Genomic DNA, 16,486 nt, shown 5'->3' with positions numbered 1-16,486 from the left:
CATCATTTCCCACGTTGCGTAAAGGTGTGGCATTCAGCAATTAGCTGAGATTGGCACTCCAACCGTGATTGGTTTTTACGCCAGATTTCCCGAAAACAATAACAATGTTGTTCATTCCGACCCAGTCCACCCTTCTCAGGGATATCTTGGACTATTACGTTGAAGCTATCTCGGTCAAAAAACGTAGCTACAAGACTGAGGTGTATCGAATCCGGCCATTAAAGGAATTGCTAGGCGACTTGCGTCTCAGCGAGATAACCCCAAAGCATGTCGTGGCCTACCGCGACAGACGCTTGGCTACGCCAAACCCGAAGAACAACAATCTGCCGCTTGCGAATTCTACGGTTAAGCTCGAGCTGATGTTGCTATCACATGTTTTCAGCACCGCCGTCATGGAATGGGGTATGGAATCTCTGATCAACCCAGTCGAGAAGATTCGCAAACCCAAAGCCCCACCTGGCCGTTCACGCCGGCTTACTCCACAGGAAGAAAAGAAGGTTTTGGGGGCCGCCTTTCGTCATCCAAATCATGAGTTCTTTGCCATTGTTGCTCTTGCCCTGGAAACAGCTATGCGCCAGGGCGAGATACTTGCCATTCGGTGGGAAAACATCAGTTGGGCCAAGCGCACTGTATTTTTACCGCTCACAAAAAATGGAGACCTGCGCGAAATTCCACTGAGCCGCAAGGCTTACATCGTTCTGCACGACTACATGACACCTGCCAGAGAGGGGCGGGTTTTCGGTTATACCTCCTCGGGTTTTAAGAGCACTTGGAGAGCGTTCATGCAGAGGTTAGAGATCAAGGATCTTCACTTTCATGATCTTCGGCACAGTGCTATCAGTTCGCTTCTGGAGCGCGGACTAAACACGATGGAAGTCGCAGCTATCTCTGGTCACAGAAGCATGGCAATGCTACGTAGATATAGCCACCTACTAGCTTACAAGTTGGTGGAGAAGCTTGACCCTAAACCAAAGCGAAAGAAGAATCGCCCAATTCTGCGCGACCAACTGCCACCCTATCCCGCTCTGATCACCCATTACAGCAACTGTGTTGTCGTGGACTTCCCCGATTTCCATGATCTGCGTGTAGGGGCCAGCAAAGAGCAAGACGCCATAGAGCGCGCCAAGGGTATATTGCTTCGCAAGGTCGTTGGCATACTCTGCGATGGATATGAGCCACCTACACCAAGTTTTCCGGACTCCATTGGCGTACCATCATCAAAGAGCCGGATTGAAATGATCTCCCCGATCTAGATTCCTTATCTGGACAGGATTAATGGCAATAAGGTGGCATTTCTTTCAATTTCCGGTGGTATTCGATAGCAATCCAAAAGGCGGAACTGGAAAATTGGTAATTGATATGAAAAAGGTCGATGTTCTGAATCGTTATCCCTGGCAATTTCGCATAGGGAGAGAGATTGACCATAGCGTACCGGAGAGCTGGCTGCCGACCATTGCTGATCTGTGCGCCGCCATTGATGAACTGGTTGGCCAAGATGTACAGGAACAGTTCTACTGGCGTGACATCAAGGAGAAGCGTGGCCAATTGGCAGTCGACTATGTTGCCCCGGCGGTGTTGGCCGACACTATCGAGGCCTTGGTCGATGCGGCAGAGTCGGACTGCCGCAAAGCGGGCCAGACCCCGCCTACCAATGCAAGCAATAAATGGATAAGTCCATGCTGATGTTTCTGGATACCGAGTTCACCGACTTCATCGACTGCGAGTTGATCAGCATCGGCATGGTTAGCGAGGATGGGCGACATGTGCTGTATGTGGAAGTGCAGGACTTCGACCGCTCAAAGTGCAACGGCTTCGTCCAGTCGGCTGTATGGGGTAGCTTGGGTCGGATAGATGGGGCAATCGTGCGCAAGGCCGATCTGCAAAGCCGGTTGCGGGAGTGGTTTGAGACGTTGCCGCGCAGCGTGACGATTGCTTGCGATTCACAGCATGACCGCGATTTGTTGGGCGACGCCCTGGGTGGCGAATGGCCGGCCAATCTCACCGGCTGGTTCGACCTGCGGCCGTTAGTTGATACAGGTATATTTGACCGGGCGGTCGTGGACTACCATTCCCTGGATCGGCCCTGGCATCACTCTCTATATGACGCACACGCACACCGAGCCGGATGGATGGCGTGGATGGATCACAAACGCCGCGAAAAATTGGGGGAGTAAAGGGCGGTACGTCCTCAGCCTGAAGGACAAACCCATGATCCTGAGCATGGAGATGGCCAAAGAGAGCCAGCTGCATGAAGATTTTCTTTTCAATCGCTTGGCATGCATCTATACTCAATGCCTCAATTACGCGTTTGGTAGCTTAGCTGCCTCAGCAGTGTGCAAGCTATCTATTGTCCGGCGTTTCGCAGGACTGAGTTGTGGTGGAGGGCATCAACGACACGAAGATCGGTGTCGGACGAGCCGACACCGATCTTCGTGTCTATTAAAGGTAATTGAGTGTGTCTGGCACTCCTTTGGATCAATTTATTGCTGTTGTTGACCCCAAGGGGTGCCACTTAATCAACCTACCCAATCGAATTTGGGTATTTGGCGGTCCTGTAGCTGAAAATACTCAGGAGCGCTCTGAGTCTTTACGAGACTCATTCTGGCGTCATACTCTCAACGCAACTCCTCCACAAAATTGGTTTGCGGATCTTGATCGCCCGGAAAATCACCAAGGGTGGTGGGCTTTTTCTGGTTATGAAGATCTTCTTGAGTTTGAGCGAGATGCATGTTATTTGGCCAGAAAAACTATTTTATTCTCAGAATCTCCGGGCGCTCACGCTGAATTGGGGGCCTTGGCACTTGATGACTCTATTCTCCCTAGACTCTTTGTTGTCGTTCAGAATCAGTATTTAAACGAAGGTACTCGCGAGTCATTCCTAAATTTGGGACCAATCAAAAGGGCTTTAAATAAAGGGGCTCGTTGCGTTATCGATGGGAGTGTGCCTAAAAATCTGACAAACGATGATTTCGAAGCGATTGTTGATAGTTTCAATGCGGTGCTTGGGGAAGGAGAGCATAATAGGGTTTCGCTGCAGTTAAAAAATCCTACGCATCGTTTACTTCTTATCGCCGATCTCGTAGATTTATTTTTGGTAAGCAAGGCCGTAGATATTCAAAAGGCTCTTTCTCATTTTGAAATAGAAATACATATTGATAGTCTTGCAAAAGAGCTCAATCTACTGAGTTTTTTCAATCTCGTGCGGTTGGAGTTTCGGGGCAATGAACCATTTTGGGTTAGGAGCCCAGGTAGTGATTCTCCTTGGGTAGACTATACAGCAAATTCCGGCAATGCTCATTTTGATAGAGGAAGATTTAAGGTAGTTTCTCAGACATATGTGGAAGCAGACAAAAGATTGAACTACATATTTAGGAGGTCAGCATGATTCCTGAATATGAATCTTTGTTTGCTCGCATTTTGGCTCAGAGCCCATTTTCCTCCAAGGAGCTTGTTACGCTGCTTGGAACTGCTCCGGATCGTTATAAAGATCATTTTATCCAGAAGCGTAATGGACGGGGATTGCGTCAAATTTCCCAGCCAACTGCAGAATTGAAATTCCTTCAAAGACTATTAGTAAATTTTGAATTTTGCAACCTCCCTGTACACAATGCAGCTACTGCGTATCGGGCCGAGAAATCTATAAAATCTCATGCCGTAGAGCATGCCAAGAACTCCTATTTACTAAAACTTGATTTTAAAGATTTTTTCCCAAGCATAGGCTCCGATGCGATCAAACATAGACTTCGTTTAGATATGAATTATTCTGAAACGGAGTTGTGGATGCTATGCCAAATTTTGTGTCGGCGCGATCGTTTGACCAACCGGCTTCAGTTATCCATAGGGGCCCCAAGCTCTCCATTTTTATCTAATTACATAATGTGGGAGTTTGATTGCAGAATTCAGAGTTACTGCGATCAGTTAGGTGTTTCCTACACAAGGTATGCTGATGACCTAGCTTTCTCCACTTCGGTACCACATATCCTTGATGTGGTTCATGAATATGTAGAGAGGCTTTTGAGGGAATTGTCTTATCTAGGCATTTCCTTGAATAAGGAAAAAACAGTTAATGTTTCAAAGAAGAATAGGCGTTCATTGGTTGGGCTTGTTCTAAGTAATTCAGGAAATGTTTCTATAGGTCGCGCCGAGAAACGTAATTTGCGGGCTGCGATGCATGCATTGATTAATAATAAATTAACTCAAGATGAGGCGGGTAAGCTTCGTGGAAAAATGGCATTTCTTTTGGCAATTGATCCAGATTTTGTCAATGGGTTATGTGTAAAATACAACTTTACAAGAGTGGCAGATATTCAAGCAACTAATTACGATTCTTCCCAGCCACAAAAAAATGATGGTACGGATGATCTACCCTTCTAAAGGGCCTGAATAATATGAATATCCGGATTGGCCGAGTTGTAGGTCTAGTCTTTCCGGGTGGTATCCGATTCAGCATGAAGAGCCTCACAGACAAGCAATCCGTCGAGCGTCAGCCTGCTCATCTATTTGAGCTGGTCATTAGCGCAACTCCTCGAGAGGAACTTTAATTACTTCAGGGAAGGCAGCTTTCCACGCATCTTCTTCAGCAGCACTAATTAGCCGAACGCATGTAAGGTTTCTCTTGGCTCGGGAACAAGCTACATAGACTAACTTCCTGTTTTTTTCAGTTTTTGAGTCTAAAGGGCTTGAGGTTGAAAATATATTCTCGAAATTATATTCATTCCAGAAGTACTCATCGAGTACTACAAGTACATTCTCAATACCTGTGCCTTTCGTCTTGTGCATCGTTATATAGCTCTTTTTCTCGTCGAGATAGTCGAAATAATTTATGATATTATCAAACGAGATGTCATTTCCAAGGAGCCTGCTCAGAAATTCATACTTATTTTTTTGATTCTTTAATTCATCAAATAGATATTCATCAATATCCCGCCCAGCATCAGTCATGCGTTTGACTGTATTGAGGCCACTGCTAAAGTCTTCGCAAAATAACAAGAACTGTGGATCTTGGCTCATGGTTGCTAAGAATTGATGAGCGTGTTTCACGTAGTTTTCATGAGATTCATTTTTTGCAATCAAACCATAATTTATTGAAGCTTCTAGTACCCCTATTGCTGGGGATTTTGAAGAAATGATCTCATTCATTCGATTGAACAAGTCTAGTTTGTCTGTTGATTTTGAGAGTGTGAAGCCATTCCTTCGTAATATGGAAATAACTTCATTATAACTTTTGCTCTGGAAAAGAGAGCATAGTTCCACGATCTCGTTGAACTGAAGAATGCCGAGTGTTTTTTCGATTTGTTCAGTGAGGTCAGTTCCGTAACGATCAGAGAATATTTCGAAGAGATTGCTAAAGCCAGCATCGGCAGCAATGGCTTTATTCGTTAGCATTAATATTTTTTGGTTGGACGTTCCCCCTGCACGTTCAACTAATTTGTTTAAGGCAGTCGAGTACTGTTCTTTATCAGCCCGCTCGCTCTTTGTGCTTGGCTTATTTTCGTAGATTGAATAGTAACCTCGTACATATCCTTGGCGATCATCCAGTGTTTCGCGGGAACCATCGTCTTTAGTTTTGAATGCCACCTCCTGGGTCATTTTATCTAATCTAAGTGGGTTGAGAAAATCTACTACCTGCTTTGAGCAGCGGAAATTATCCTCTTTTTCAATTCTAATCAGCATTCCTTCAGAAACGTATCGATCTACGTCCCCAATTCCATCGTCGTAAATTCCTTGCATTGAGTCACCAAACAATCCAACCAAAACATTTTTTTCTTTTGCTAATAGAGAGATGAGTACCTCGATGATTTCTGGAGAAGTGTCTTGATACTCATCAATAAAGATGTAGTTAAAGCGATCGGAGACTATTTTTCTTAAAACTGTAGATTGCCTTAGGAGTATACAAGCAATTGTTATGAGGCTGTCGTGGCCGTACGACAATGATCGAAGGCTGTCATACTTCCTTTGGTTGTATTTTATTGAATAGGGGTCTTTTGTGAAAATATAAACACGTAGATTCTGATTGAGATTATCAATTTTTTGATTAAGTTCAAGGTTGTACTTTGAACGATCCTTATCGTACTCCCTTTTTCCAACATGTTTTGGTGTTTTTGTGCTTGTTAATTCGTATGTGCGCCGAGAGTATATCTCATAGGTTTTTTTAAATCTTTCAAATTCAGCTTTAAGAAAATCACTTTCACTCTCATAGTCTTCGTTAGTCCCAACGGCAAATGGTGCGACCGCGAAAATATCGAAAATTATGCGATGTATATCAAGCTTAAAGCCAGATATAAGCGAGTGGAGGAACGAATGAATGGTGAGTGCAGGGAAAACTCCACCAATACGTTTATTTATCTCATTTGCTGCTTTGTTTGTATGGGTTATGCAGACAAGAGAGCTGTCGGCGTAATTTTTCGAAATAAAGGTCAGCAATTCTTTAAGCGTTTCTGTCTTTCCACTTCCAGCTCCACCCTGTAATACGAAATTTTGCTTATTAGTCAAGCATTGCTTAACCTGCTCCAATGCTGTTAGTTTGATATCCATTGAAGGCCCTCTTTTATGTAGCTGGGCGTCTGCCATTGAGCTTTGTCGCATGTTAGTGCTAGAAACAATAGAGACGATGCGAATGCCGATTTCTTGTCGAGAATTCGTTCAATAAGATCATATGCGTTGGGGTGTGAGTCAAAATCTTTTTTATTTTTCAATCCTTGTAAGCTATCAATATTATTCTTTATTAGTTCTCTGTTCAAATGAGCGAAGGCATCTTCAAAACTTCTGCCATGATATCCGTTTTCATTTTTTTGGTAGGCTACATATATGTTTGGATTGATTGTTTTTAAATTTTGGTTTCGTAAGTCTTCAAACCAAGATGGAAATGTTGTGTCACTAAGTTCAGGAGCAGCATAGTAATACTTGATAGTTTCGTTGCTTGTATTCTCAGCTGTTGCAACCGATGTAGCCTCATAAACGGTTTGCTTCTTTCCTTCTGTATTTGTATGGATTTCTGATTTTGTAGAATCGATATCGGTGATGATAAGGGTCTTTATTTCTAATAAATCTAGGAAGTGCCGAAATGCCTTTGCATTCGCACCAACCTCTAGGATTGTTATATTTTGTGAGGACAGCGGTACATAAGTCTTATCACCGTTCATCAATTTGTCATGCTGTTCAATGAAGTATGGTAGAAGCATTCTTTCTGTAATTCCCTCAATGAAAATTACTTTGTCCGCAAAGAATAATTCGCAAGAGTCTAGGGTCAGAAATTGCTCGAGAAATTTAAATGATTCAGTGTCGCTGCCGTAGCGTGAGGACAGAGCATCGTGAAAATTTATTATCGAGGCTTTTCCATCGGAGTTTCGCAAATATCGAATATCTTCAAAGTCGCATTGAGAAACGATATGTGATGAATGAGTGGTGATGAACGTCTGAAGGGAGCTGATTTCTTTCAGAATTAGCTTGATTTTGTTTGCAAAGACATACTGCATTTGTGGGTGAGTATGTGCCTCAGGCTCTTCAACAAAAAGAAGGTTGATTCCTCTTCCTAATTTGTTAAAAGACTCTTTTCTAATTTCTATCGAAAGCAACAAGTAAAGAATATTCATATGGCCGAGTCCATTAAAATTTTCCGGCAAATATTCTTTCTCGTCTCCATAAACGACTTGAGAGGCATCTTCTAGAATTTCATTTGACTCTAGATTCGATATGACTTTAATGTCATTCAGTCCTAGGAAAGTCTTAGATGTTTCCAGAAAGGGTTCGAAGAATTCTTTATATGTCTCTTCAAGCTTTTGATCCATTGTTAGCATTAAACCATTGATTGGATCGAAGTCTGTGGAGGCCTTATTGCTGCGATTGAAATATTGGGTGGTTAGCCGAGATAAAATGTTTTTGCCACCATCAGAGCTGGTGATCTGCCCCCGCTAGCCATACCAGCAATCAGGAGAGAAGTCCTAGGTTTGCATGGTGGTGGAACCTGCTGATCTTTGGCTTGCTAATTGTGCCTGGCGATGGCGTGCCGCAAATTCCGCTGGCGGTATCCGGCCAATCGATCCATGGGGACGGACTTGATTGTAATCGTCCCGCCACGCGGAGATGATCTGCCTGGCCTCCGCCAGCGAATCAAAGACATGCTCGTTCAGGCATTCGTCGCGGAGTCTGGCATTGAAGCTTTCGATGTAACCATTCTGCATCGGCCGGCCTGGTTGAATCAGGATGTGGCGGATGCCGCGGCTTTGCGCCCAGCCCATGAATGCCCGACTGGTGAACTCCGGCCCATTGTCCGTCCGGATCGCTGACGGATAGCCGCGAAATTGCGCCGCCTGATCCAACATCCGCGTGACGTATTGACCGGACATCGAGAAATCCACCGCAATCTGCACCGCTTCGTGGCTGAAGTCATCGGCGACCGTCAGGCATTTCAAGCGCCGACCACTGGCTAACTGGTCGCTGACAAAATCCATGCTCCACACCTCATTCCACTGCGTAGCGGCTTGCAGCAGCGTGCGCACGCCGGTCAGCTTACGCCGACGGTTACGTCGTCTAACCGCCAGACCTTGTTCGCGATACAAGCGGTACACCCGCTTGTGGTTGATGCCCGGAAACTCGGCGCGCAACAGGTCATGCACTCGCCGATAGCCAAAGCGGCGGCGCGTGTGGGCGATATCGATGATGCGGGCGGTCAGCCGATGCGTGAATGCATCGGTTTGCGGCGGATGTCGCCAGGCGTCTCGAGAAAGCCCCACAAGCCGGCAAGCGCGGCGTTCCGACAATGCCAGTCCGCTGCTTAGCATGATGCGGATGGCCTGCCGCTTGGCTTGCGGGGCTAGCGCTTTATCCCGAAGGCGACCTTGAGAGCTTCGATATCGAGGTGGGCTTCGGCCAGCAGCTTCTTGAGCCGGGCATTCTCGGCTTCCAGATCGCGAGCGCGCTGCAATTCCGCGACGTTCATGCCGCCGTATTTGCTTCGCCATTTGTAGAAGGTGGCTTCAGAGAAGCCTCCCTGGCGGCAGACCTCCTTGATGGCCATGCCGAGTTCGGCCTGCTTGAGAAAGCCGATGATCTGCTCTTCGGTGTATCTGCTCTTCTTCATATCCGTCATTTTCCTTCAAGTGACAGACTTCTCTCTACTTTTGATTGGTAGGAGCTGAGGGGAGCAGATCACAGCTTCTCGCGCTGCTCTTCGTTCAGTTCATGGGGCATGATCGAAAGCGGGAGAGTAGAGGCTACTCAAGCAGTGTAGCAGCTGCTTTAGGCATGTGACTGAGAAAGGGCTGACGCAGAACAAACGGCTTCAAATCCGCCGAACTAAGGGCCTCTCGCCTGGCCCATCGCGCGCCGCGCTCATAGGGTAGCCAGCATGAAGCTTTCCACCGCCTGCGCCAGCTCTTCCGGCTTTTCCCATTGGATCATATGGCCGGCGCCCGGTATGGTCGTTTCGCTCAGCCGGGCGAAACAGGCGCGGCGCTCGTCCAGCGTGGACATGACGCCTTTGACCGCGGGATGCTCAAACGGATGTTCGCCCATGACCCACAGCACAGGCGCGGTGATGCGGCGCCAGCAGGCCATCGCTTCCTCCAGCCGGTACAAAACCGGATTGACCATCTTTTGGCGCGGATCGGCGCGATAGATGACGCCGTTCTCGGTCGGTCGGGTCAGTTCCGCCGCCAGCCATTGCGCGCGTTCATCGCTGAGCAAGGGGTTGCGCCCGCGCAGCTTGTCCGCCACTTGTCTCGCATCCACCATCGCCTCGTAGCCGATGTCGGATTGGGTTTCCCGCAACCAACGGGCGTAACGGCCCGGAGCCTCGGCCGGCCGCGTGGCGTTCAGGCCAAACCCTTCCACCAGGGCCAGGCGGTCGATCCGCTCCGGCCGCACTCCAGCGTAAATCCCCGCGATCATCGCGCCCATGCTGTGCCCCAGCAACCGGACAGGCTGTTTTGGCGACAGCTGGGTCAATAGATCATCCAGATCCGCCAGGTAGTCCGGGAAGTAGTAGCTGCCTTCATTCCACTGACTGTCGCCGAAGCCGCGCCAGTCGGGCGCCACCACATGCCAGGCCTGCCGCAGGTTTTCCACCATGAACTGGAAGGTTGCCGAACTATCCATCCAGCCGTGCAGCAGCACCATCAGAGGCGCGTCTTCAGCCCCCCAGTGACGGAGATGATAGCGGCGCTGGTTCAGCGTCTTGTATTGCGAAATATGTTCGGGCATGGGAGAAGCTCCTTCCTGGCGGGGGGATTGCAAGCGGATGCGCGCACCTATTTTACGTCCGGTCCCGGCAGCAGAGATGGCTATCATTTAGTGAGAATTATTTTTAAGAAAAAATTTAAAGTGTTTTGTTGTGTTGTGTATTTGTAACACGTGAATAAGGAATTTGTTTACAAATTGACTTTGGGATATCTGATTTAAATCAAAATCTTATTGAAGTTTTTATGGATTGCAACTAGCAGTCTTCGTATTGAATGTCCTGCGGCGCTTACATTATGCTCCCGTCCAGATTGAGCAAGATGCTTGGCAATCGCCGCCGGCCGCGCAGCAAGCCGCGCCTACGGCCAAACCCTCGGAAGAGGTGCAGTTCAACCCGGTTTTCCTGAATCAGACCTCCAACGGCCAGCAAATTGATCTGGCGCGATTCAATCAGCCGGGGGCGGCCTTGCCGGGAACCTATCGTGTGGATGTCTATGTCAACAATGCCTGGGTAGGGCGTCGCGATGTCGAAATGAGGACGTTTGCCGACGGCAAGGTGTTGGCCTGCTTCAACCGCGCGCTGCTCGATGACTTGGGCCTGGACGCCTCGCGCCTGGCGCAGCCGGAAGTGTTGCCCGGCCGCAATGAGCCGGGGCGCTGCGTTGAAATCAGCGCTGTGGTGCCGGGCGCGTTTTCAGCGTTCAATAGCGCGGATTTGAGACTGGATGTCAGCATTCCGCAAAAATATCAACGCGCTTCGGCGCGCGGATATGTCGCGCCGGAATACTGGGATGCCGGGGTGCCGATTGCGGGCTTCGTCAATTACAACGCCAATGCCTATCGCGCCGACAACCGCGGGCAGGGCAATTCCACGCAATATTATCTGGCTGCGAACACAGGGCTGAATATCGGACTCTGGCGGCTGCGCTATGACGGCACCTTGACCCAGCAGGACGGCAATGGCCAAAGCCAGCGCAATTATCAAACCGCTTCCACCTACGCTCAGCGCGATGTGACCGATTGGCACTCGGTATTGACGATAGGAGATTACTTCACGCCGTCCGATTTGTTCGGCAGCGTATCGTTTCGCGGCGTGCAGATCGCATCGGATGATCGAATGTTGCCGGAGTCGCGACAGGGTTATGCGCCGGTTGTGCGGGGCGTGGCTGAGACGAATGCCAAGGTGTCGATCCGTCAAAACGGCAATGTGATTTATGAAAATGTGGTTCCGCCTGGCGAATTCAGCATCGATGACCTTTACAACACCGGTTTCTCGGGCGACCTGGAAGTGACGGTGACCGAGGCCGATGGCCGGGTGCGCAAGTTCATTGTGCCTTATGCCGCGGTGCCCCAACTCTTGCGCGACGGAAGCAGCCGGTATTCATTCAGCGCCGGCCAGTGGCGCAGCAATAATATGAGGCAACGGCCTAATTTCGCGCAGGCAAGCTATCAGCGCGGCATCAACAATAGTTTGACGGCTTATGGCGGCGTAATCGTGAGCGATCATTACCAGTCCATGCTGCTGGGCTCCGCCATCAACACCGCATATGGCGCCTTGGCCTTGGACGTCACCCAGTCTTGGGCCGCAGCCTTGGCCAACAGGCTGGGCGTGAACGCCATGCAAGGTCAAAGTTACCGTCTGTCTTTCAGCAAATTGCTGGAGAGGACGCGCACCAATTTCATGGTGGCGGCCTACCGCTTTTCCACGGCCGATTATCTGGGGTTCCAGGACTACGCCAATCTGCTGAACGGGAATGGATTTATCGCCCGCGCCAAAAACCAGTTCCAGTTGAATGTGGACCAGCCGCTGGGCGGCAAGCGCGGCCATCTGTTTCTGACCGGCACCACGCAGGATTACTGGAATCAGTCCGGCCGCAATACCAACTATCAGCTAGGGAAGGTCTGAACAAGTCTCCAATCTTCCCGTAAACTGACTCCCCCTCAGTCAGATCCAGGACGCCAGCATGCGACAGCAGATGACCTTCACCGATCTCGAACTCGCCGCTAAGAAGAAGCGCACCCGCCGCGAAATCTTTCTGACAGAGATGGATCAGGTCATGCCTTGGGCGCAGCTCGAAGCCGTCATCGATCCAGTGTATCCCAAGCCTGGCAACGGTCGCCGCCCCTACCCGTTGTCCGCCATGCTGCGCGTCTACTGCCTGCAGCACTGGTACAGCCTGTCCGATCCCGCCATGGAAGAAAGCCTGTACGAGATCGCCTCCATGCGCCAGTTCGCCGGCCTCTCCCTGGACGCCGTCCCGGACGAAACCACCCTGCTGAACTTCCGCCATCTGCTGGAAAAGCACCAGCTGACCCACGCTCTGTTTACCGCCATCCACCAGCATCTCTGCGACAAAGGGCTGATGTTGAAGCAAGGCACCATCGTCGATGCCACCCTGATCCACGCGCCCAGCTCCACCAAAAACGCTCAGGGCGAGCGCGATCCGGACATGCATCAAACCAAGAAGGGCAATCAGTGGTACTTCGGCATGAAGGCCCATATCGGCGTCGACGCCCAGTCCGGCTTGGTGCATCACGTGGCCGGCACCCCCGCCAATGTGGCGGATGTCACGATGGTCGATCAGTTGTTGCACGGCGAGGAAATCGATGTGTTTGGCGACGCCGGCTTTGCTGGCGTGCACAAGCGAGCCGAACACCAATCGCGAGCGGTGCGTTGGTGGATTGCGATGAGGCCCGGCCAGCGCAAAGCGCTGACCGATTCAGCCGACGACCGGCAGATCCAGCTGGGCGAAATGGTCAAAGCCAAGATTCGGGCCAAAGTGGAGCATCCGTTTCGGGTCATCAAGCAGCAGTTTGGCTACCTGAAAACACGCTACCGCGGTTTGAAGAAGAACACCGCGCAACTGATGACGCTGTTTGGGCTGGCCAACATCTGGCTGGCGCGAAAGGCCTTGCTGGCGGCGAGTTAAAAGGCCGGATGACCGGAAGCACCCGGTCATCCTCATGGCGGGCGATCTGGAATTGGTGGGTGAAATGCAACCGAAGCCCCGCGAGAAATTGCATTTCTGTTTGCGTGGCAGGTTGTTCAGACCATCCCTAGGGTATGGCAATAGTTTCAAACAGTTGAGCTTGAATCTGTCGGCCGGCCGTTCGCAAGACGGGGCAGGCCGCAGCGTCAATCAATATCTGCTGAGCGTATCTATGCCGCTGGGCGGCGGCCCTTCCGCGCCGCTCTTGAGCGCCAGCGTCGGAACCAGCAGCGATCAGAGCAGCAGTGGGCAAGTCAGCTTGAGCGGCGTGGCGGGCGAATTGCGCAATCTGAGCTACAACGTGTTCGCCAACCATAGCCATGCCGGCGCAGGCGGCAGCAGCGCCAGCGGCGGCGGGAGCGTGCAGTATGCGACTTCGCAGGCTGCTTTTTCCGCTGGCGGCAGCGTGACGGGATCCAGTAGCCAAGTGAATGCCGGCGTCAGCGGCGCGCTGGTTTTCCACCCGGGCGGGGTGACCGCGGCCCAGTCCCTGGGCGAGTCGATCGCCGTGATAGAAGCTCCTGGCGCCGAGGGCGCTGCGGTCGGCAACACCAACGGCGTGCGCATCAATCATGACGGCTATGCCGTAGTGAGCTCGCTGATGCCCTATCGCCAGAATGAAATCACTCTGGAGCCTCAGGGCATCAGCCAGGATGTCGAGTTGTTGGAGAGCAGCGTGCAGGATGCGCCGCGTTCCGGCGCCATCGTACTGGTGAAGTTCAATACCCAGCAGGGCAAGCCGGTTATCGTCACGCTGAAGCGCCCCGATGGCGGCAACCTGCCGGTAGGCGCGAGCATCAATGACAACAAGGGCCGCTATGTAACCCTGTTGGGCCAGGGCGCGCGCGCATTTATCCGGGGCATGGAAGGCCAGAGCCTTGTGGTCAGCTGGGGCAGCGCGCCGGACCAACAGTGCCGCTTTCAGTATCAACTGCCGCAACAGCGCTCCAGCACCGCTTACTCGCAGACGGAAGCTGCGTGTATGCCGCTGTGAGCATCAATCCGCGTCTGTTCAATGCGCGACTAGCGAGAGATTTAGATGAAAAATTGGATAACCTGCCTGCTGAGGGCGATGCTGCTGCTGGGATGGTTCATGATGCCGCTGGCCAGCCATGCCTTGGGGTGTTGGAGCGGTAAGAGCAGCGATGGCGCGGTAAAAGCCAATCTGACGCTGCCCGACAATCTCTATGTCGCCGCCAACATTCCCGTTGGAACCGTGATCTGGCAGTCGCCTCTGCAGTCGATCAGCCTCTATTGCACGCAAAGCATAGGCGAAAATGTTTATTTTTGGGTCAATCCCAAGAAGCAGACCCTGGCGTCCGGCGTCACGATAGGCATCATTTTCAATGGCGTGACGTACACCCAAAACAGCGGCGCGATCGATACCGGCATTTACGTGCCTTGGAATGGTTGGGCTTGGTCCAACCTGCAGTATTCGATTGTGTTGATCAAGTCCGATGGCGCGCCATCGAGCGGCTCGGTCACAGTTTCGCAGTATCCAGTTTTTCAATTGGACGGCATCGGGGGGATCAACAGCGCGCCGAATATCAACTTCAATCAGTTGATTACCGGAACCGTCAATTTTACGCCTGGCGGCACCTGTAATTTGAGTACAAACGACAGATATACGATCAACTTGCCTACGGTGGGAGCAAGCCAGTTTGCAGCGGTGGGCAGCACCCTGGCCCGCAGCTACCTGACGATCAATGCAAGCAACTGCTCCAAGGGCGTCAGAACGGCAACCTTCATTTTTAGCGGCATTCCGGACAGCGACAATCCGGTGCTGTTCGCCAACAGCGGGGGGAGCGCCAAGGGGGTCGGCATCAATCTTGGCAGCAGCGCGGACGGCGCCAATATCGGCGCGAATACCACCAATAACACCAGGGTGGTGAATGTGCAGGGGCAGTCGGCCCAACTCGGGGTGTTCGCGGAGTATGTGAGGACGAATACGGTAGTGCCAGGCAGCGTGCAGACTGCGGTCACCATCAATATGCTATACCAGTGAGGCTCAGCAGCCGTAGGCTTGCCTGGTGCCGCATGAACAAAAGCCTCTGGTCCGGAGACCAGAGGCTTTTGTTCATGCTATCGCGGCGGGATCAGTTGTAAACGACAGTCACGATCTGGCCTGTGCCTTGTGCATTGCCGTTGGCCATGCCGACGCTGGAAATGCTTAAGGACTGTGTGCTGTTCAGGCCGGAGCAAACTTGGGATCCGGTTTCTTTTCGCGCCGCCTGATAAAGGCGAGGGTTTTGCGCGTATTTCAGCAGGCTGCTTTCCGACTGGGCGCAGGGCTCTTTGACGATGGCGCCTGTGAAGGAGATGGTGCCGCTATTGGAGGCCAAGACCAAACCGGACTGCAGGGCTGCCATGGCGGCCAGCATGAGGATGACTTTTTTCATTTGGACCTCCCTGCCTTGGCCCGAGCGGGCGCGGCTGAAATGATTAAATTAAAAGTTTAAGATAAGTTGCTTTTATGTAATTCATGCTGTTAAGTTGAGTATATGCAGAGTGATTGTAAACATCAAGCACGTTTTTTATTGAATTATTAATAACAAAATATTTAATATTGGGTGGCGCGGTTGCGCGAGGGCGGCAGGAAAGACTGAAGCTAGGGGCGGATGAGATGGAACGCGTGGCCGATCGGCTTGCGCCTGTGGGACTGGACTTAGGTCATCCCGATGCGGGCTTCCATTTCAGCATACTGCATTTGGGGAGAATTGCTTGCCGGGTGGCGGTGCGGGAGTGGGGGGAAAAACAAGCCGGCAGAATGCCGGCTTGTTGAGGTCACATGTAACGAAGATCGAACTGCGCCAGACCATTGGCGGAGCCGGGTTGGACTCCGCCAGCTTGCCCCGATGCAGATGCTGCTCGGGTGGATTCATACATGGCGTTGAAGCGAAGGTTATTGGTGCCGTTGGTCAATCCTGTCAGCGGGGAATACTCGCCCAGAGTGATGTCGGTTCCGTTGGGCGATTGCAGACGAATGCCGATGCCCACCGCGTTGCCGGTGATGGCCATCAGCGAGGGATTTTCTCTGTCTTGCGGTCCTGTAAAACGGACAGCGACGGTTGTCTGCGTGCTGATCGAACATTCGATGAGGCGGATATCGAACGGTATTGGTTGCGAGCGATCGCCGATTTGCCTGAAACGCTGGGTAGATACCAAACCAAGACCTACTTCAAGCCGTTGGGAATTGGGATCTAGTCCGCAGGCGCCGATTACCAGTTCTCCATAGACATCGAGCTTGCCATCTTCAGCCTGAGCCAATGGAGCGATGATGGCGAGAGCGGCCAGCATGGCGCGGAATTTCATATAGGATT

General features: G+C 51.1%; 15 protein-coding genes. 9 read left to right on the top strand and 6 right to left on the bottom strand.

Annotated elements, in window-relative coordinates; translation table 11 throughout:
• The first annotated feature begins 146 nt into the window (after positions 1-146).
• The 5 genes from BI343_RS00155 to BI343_RS19145 all read left to right on the top strand — a co-directional run bounded on the left by BI343_RS00155 (position 147) and on the right by BI343_RS19145 (position 4,374).
• Complete coding sequence (locus BI343_RS00155; RefSeq protein WP_169828963.1) at positions 147-1,253, top strand: site-specific integrase; 1,107 nt, start codon at positions 147-149, stop codon at positions 1,251-1,253.
• A gap of 22 nt (positions 1,254-1,275) precedes the next feature.
• Positions 1,276-1,683, top strand: coding sequence for a hypothetical protein (locus BI343_RS00150; protein ID WP_139165596.1), 408 nt, complete (start codon positions 1,276-1,278; stop codon positions 1,681-1,683).
• A complete protein-coding gene (locus BI343_RS00145) occupies positions 1,677-2,174 on the top strand; it encodes a hypothetical protein (protein WP_071108172.1) in 498 nt (165 codons plus the stop codon). The genes BI343_RS00150 and BI343_RS00145 overlap by 7 nt, the downstream gene beginning before the upstream one ends.
• A 281-nt stretch (positions 2,175-2,455) precedes the next feature.
• The gene (locus tag BI343_RS19475; RefSeq protein WP_139165595.1) at positions 2,456-3,385 is read left to right on the top strand and encodes a retron St85 family effector protein; all 930 of its coding nucleotides are present in this window, start codon (positions 2,456-2,458) and stop codon (positions 3,383-3,385) included.
• Positions 3,382-4,374: a retron St85 family RNA-directed DNA polymerase gene (locus BI343_RS19145; RefSeq protein WP_083340716.1), complete on the top strand. Its 993-nt coding sequence runs from the start codon at positions 3,382-3,384 to the stop codon at positions 4,372-4,374. Before BI343_RS19475 ends, BI343_RS19145 begins: the two co-directional genes overlap by 4 nt.
• A 138-nt stretch (positions 4,375-4,512) precedes the next feature.
• On the opposite strand, the gene BI343_RS00135 is transcribed toward BI343_RS19145, so the two are convergent.
• The 4 genes from BI343_RS00135 to BI343_RS00120 form a co-directional block, all read right to left on the bottom strand.
• Positions 4,513-6,534, bottom strand: a complete 2,022-nt coding sequence (locus BI343_RS00135; RefSeq protein WP_071108170.1) for a UvrD-helicase domain-containing protein — start codon at positions 6,532-6,534, stop codon at positions 4,513-4,515.
• A complete protein-coding gene (locus tag BI343_RS19140; RefSeq protein ID WP_244886547.1) occupies positions 6,519-7,874 on the bottom strand; it encodes an ATP-dependent nuclease in 1,356 nt (451 codons plus the stop codon). The genes BI343_RS00135 and BI343_RS19140 overlap by 16 nt, the downstream gene beginning before the upstream one ends.
• 66 nt (positions 7,875-7,940) lie before the next feature.
• A protein-coding gene (locus BI343_RS00130; RefSeq protein WP_422614096.1) for an IS3 family transposase occupies positions 7,941-9,079 on the bottom strand; the annotation gives its coding sequence in 2 pieces (ribosomal slippage) (positions 7,941-8,824 and positions 8,824-9,079; 1,140 coding nt in all).
• Between the two features lie 251 nt (positions 9,080-9,330).
• Positions 9,331-10,200, bottom strand: coding sequence for an alpha/beta fold hydrolase (locus tag BI343_RS00120; protein WP_071108167.1), 870 nt, complete (start codon positions 10,198-10,200; stop codon positions 9,331-9,333).
• Between the two features lie 358 nt (positions 10,201-10,558).
• Between BI343_RS00120 and BI343_RS00115 the strand changes: the two genes are divergently transcribed.
• From BI343_RS00115 to BI343_RS00100, 4 genes are read left to right on the top strand one after another with little or no spacing between them, the layout of a single operon-like run.
• On the top strand, positions 10,559-12,082 hold the full coding sequence (locus BI343_RS00115) for a fimbria/pilus outer membrane usher protein (RefSeq protein ID WP_169828962.1): 1,524 nt from the start codon (positions 10,559-10,561) through the stop codon (positions 12,080-12,082).
• Positions 12,083-12,140: 58 nt separating this feature from the next.
• A complete protein-coding gene (locus BI343_RS00110; protein ID WP_083340712.1) occupies positions 12,141-13,106 on the top strand; it encodes an IS5 family transposase in 966 nt (321 codons plus the stop codon).
• 34 nt (positions 13,107-13,140) lie between these two features.
• The gene (locus tag BI343_RS00105; RefSeq protein ID WP_083340711.1) at positions 13,141-14,160 is read left to right on the top strand and encodes a fimbria/pilus outer membrane usher protein; all 1,020 of its coding nucleotides are present in this window, start codon (positions 13,141-13,143) and stop codon (positions 14,158-14,160) included.
• A 45-nt stretch (positions 14,161-14,205) separates the two neighbouring features.
• Complete coding sequence (locus BI343_RS00100) at positions 14,206-15,171, top strand: fimbrial protein (protein WP_083340710.1); 966 nt, start codon at positions 14,206-14,208, stop codon at positions 15,169-15,171.
• 91 nt (positions 15,172-15,262) lie between these two features.
• Here BI343_RS00100 and BI343_RS00095 read toward each other — a convergent pair whose 3' ends face one another.
• On the bottom strand, positions 15,263-15,565 hold the full coding sequence (locus tag BI343_RS00095; RefSeq protein ID WP_071108162.1) for a fimbrial protein: 303 nt from the start codon (positions 15,563-15,565) through the stop codon (positions 15,263-15,265).
• 385 nt (positions 15,566-15,950) lie between these two features.
• A complete protein-coding gene (locus BI343_RS00090) occupies positions 15,951-16,478 on the bottom strand; it encodes a fimbrial protein (RefSeq protein WP_043629316.1) in 528 nt (175 codons plus the stop codon).
• Between the last annotated feature and the right edge of the window lie 8 nt (positions 16,479-16,486).

The organism is Chromobacterium amazonense (assembly GCF_001855565.1).
Taxonomy (GTDB): domain Bacteria; phylum Pseudomonadota; class Gammaproteobacteria; order Burkholderiales; family Chromobacteriaceae; genus Chromobacterium; species Chromobacterium amazonense.
This window is presented reverse-complemented; position numbering and strand designations above follow the sequence as displayed.

Excerpts from the sequence above, each read along its gene's own strand:
- BI343_RS00110 (WP_083340712.1), top strand. The coding sequence starts at position 12,141 with ATGCGACAGCAGATGACCTTCACCGATCTCGAACTCGCCGCTAAGAAG.
- BI343_RS00135 (WP_071108170.1), bottom strand. The coding sequence starts at position 6,534 with ATGGATATCAAACTAACAGCATTGGAGCAGGTTAAGCAATGCTTGACT.
- BI343_RS00100 (WP_083340710.1), top strand. The coding sequence starts at position 14,206 with ATGAAAAATTGGATAACCTGCCTGCTGAGGGCGATGCTGCTGCTGGGA.
- BI343_RS00090 (WP_043629316.1), bottom strand. The coding sequence starts at position 16,478 with ATGAAATTCCGCGCCATGCTGGCCGCTCTCGCCATCATCGCTCCATTG.
- BI343_RS00150 (WP_139165596.1), top strand. The coding sequence starts at position 1,276 with ATGGCAATAAGGTGGCATTTCTTTCAATTTCCGGTGGTATTCGATAGC.
- BI343_RS19145 (WP_083340716.1), top strand. The coding sequence starts at position 3,382 with ATGATTCCTGAATATGAATCTTTGTTTGCTCGCATTTTGGCTCAGAGC.
- BI343_RS00105 (WP_083340711.1), top strand. The coding sequence starts at position 13,141 with ATGGCGGGCGATCTGGAATTGGTGGGTGAAATGCAACCGAAGCCCCGC.
- BI343_RS00120 (WP_071108167.1), bottom strand. The coding sequence starts at position 10,200 with ATGCCCGAACATATTTCGCAATACAAGACGCTGAACCAGCGCCGCTAT.
- BI343_RS00095 (WP_071108162.1), bottom strand. The coding sequence starts at position 15,565 with ATGAAAAAAGTCATCCTCATGCTGGCCGCCATGGCAGCCCTGCAGTCC.
- BI343_RS00145 (WP_071108172.1), top strand. The coding sequence starts at position 1,677 with ATGCTGATGTTTCTGGATACCGAGTTCACCGACTTCATCGACTGCGAG.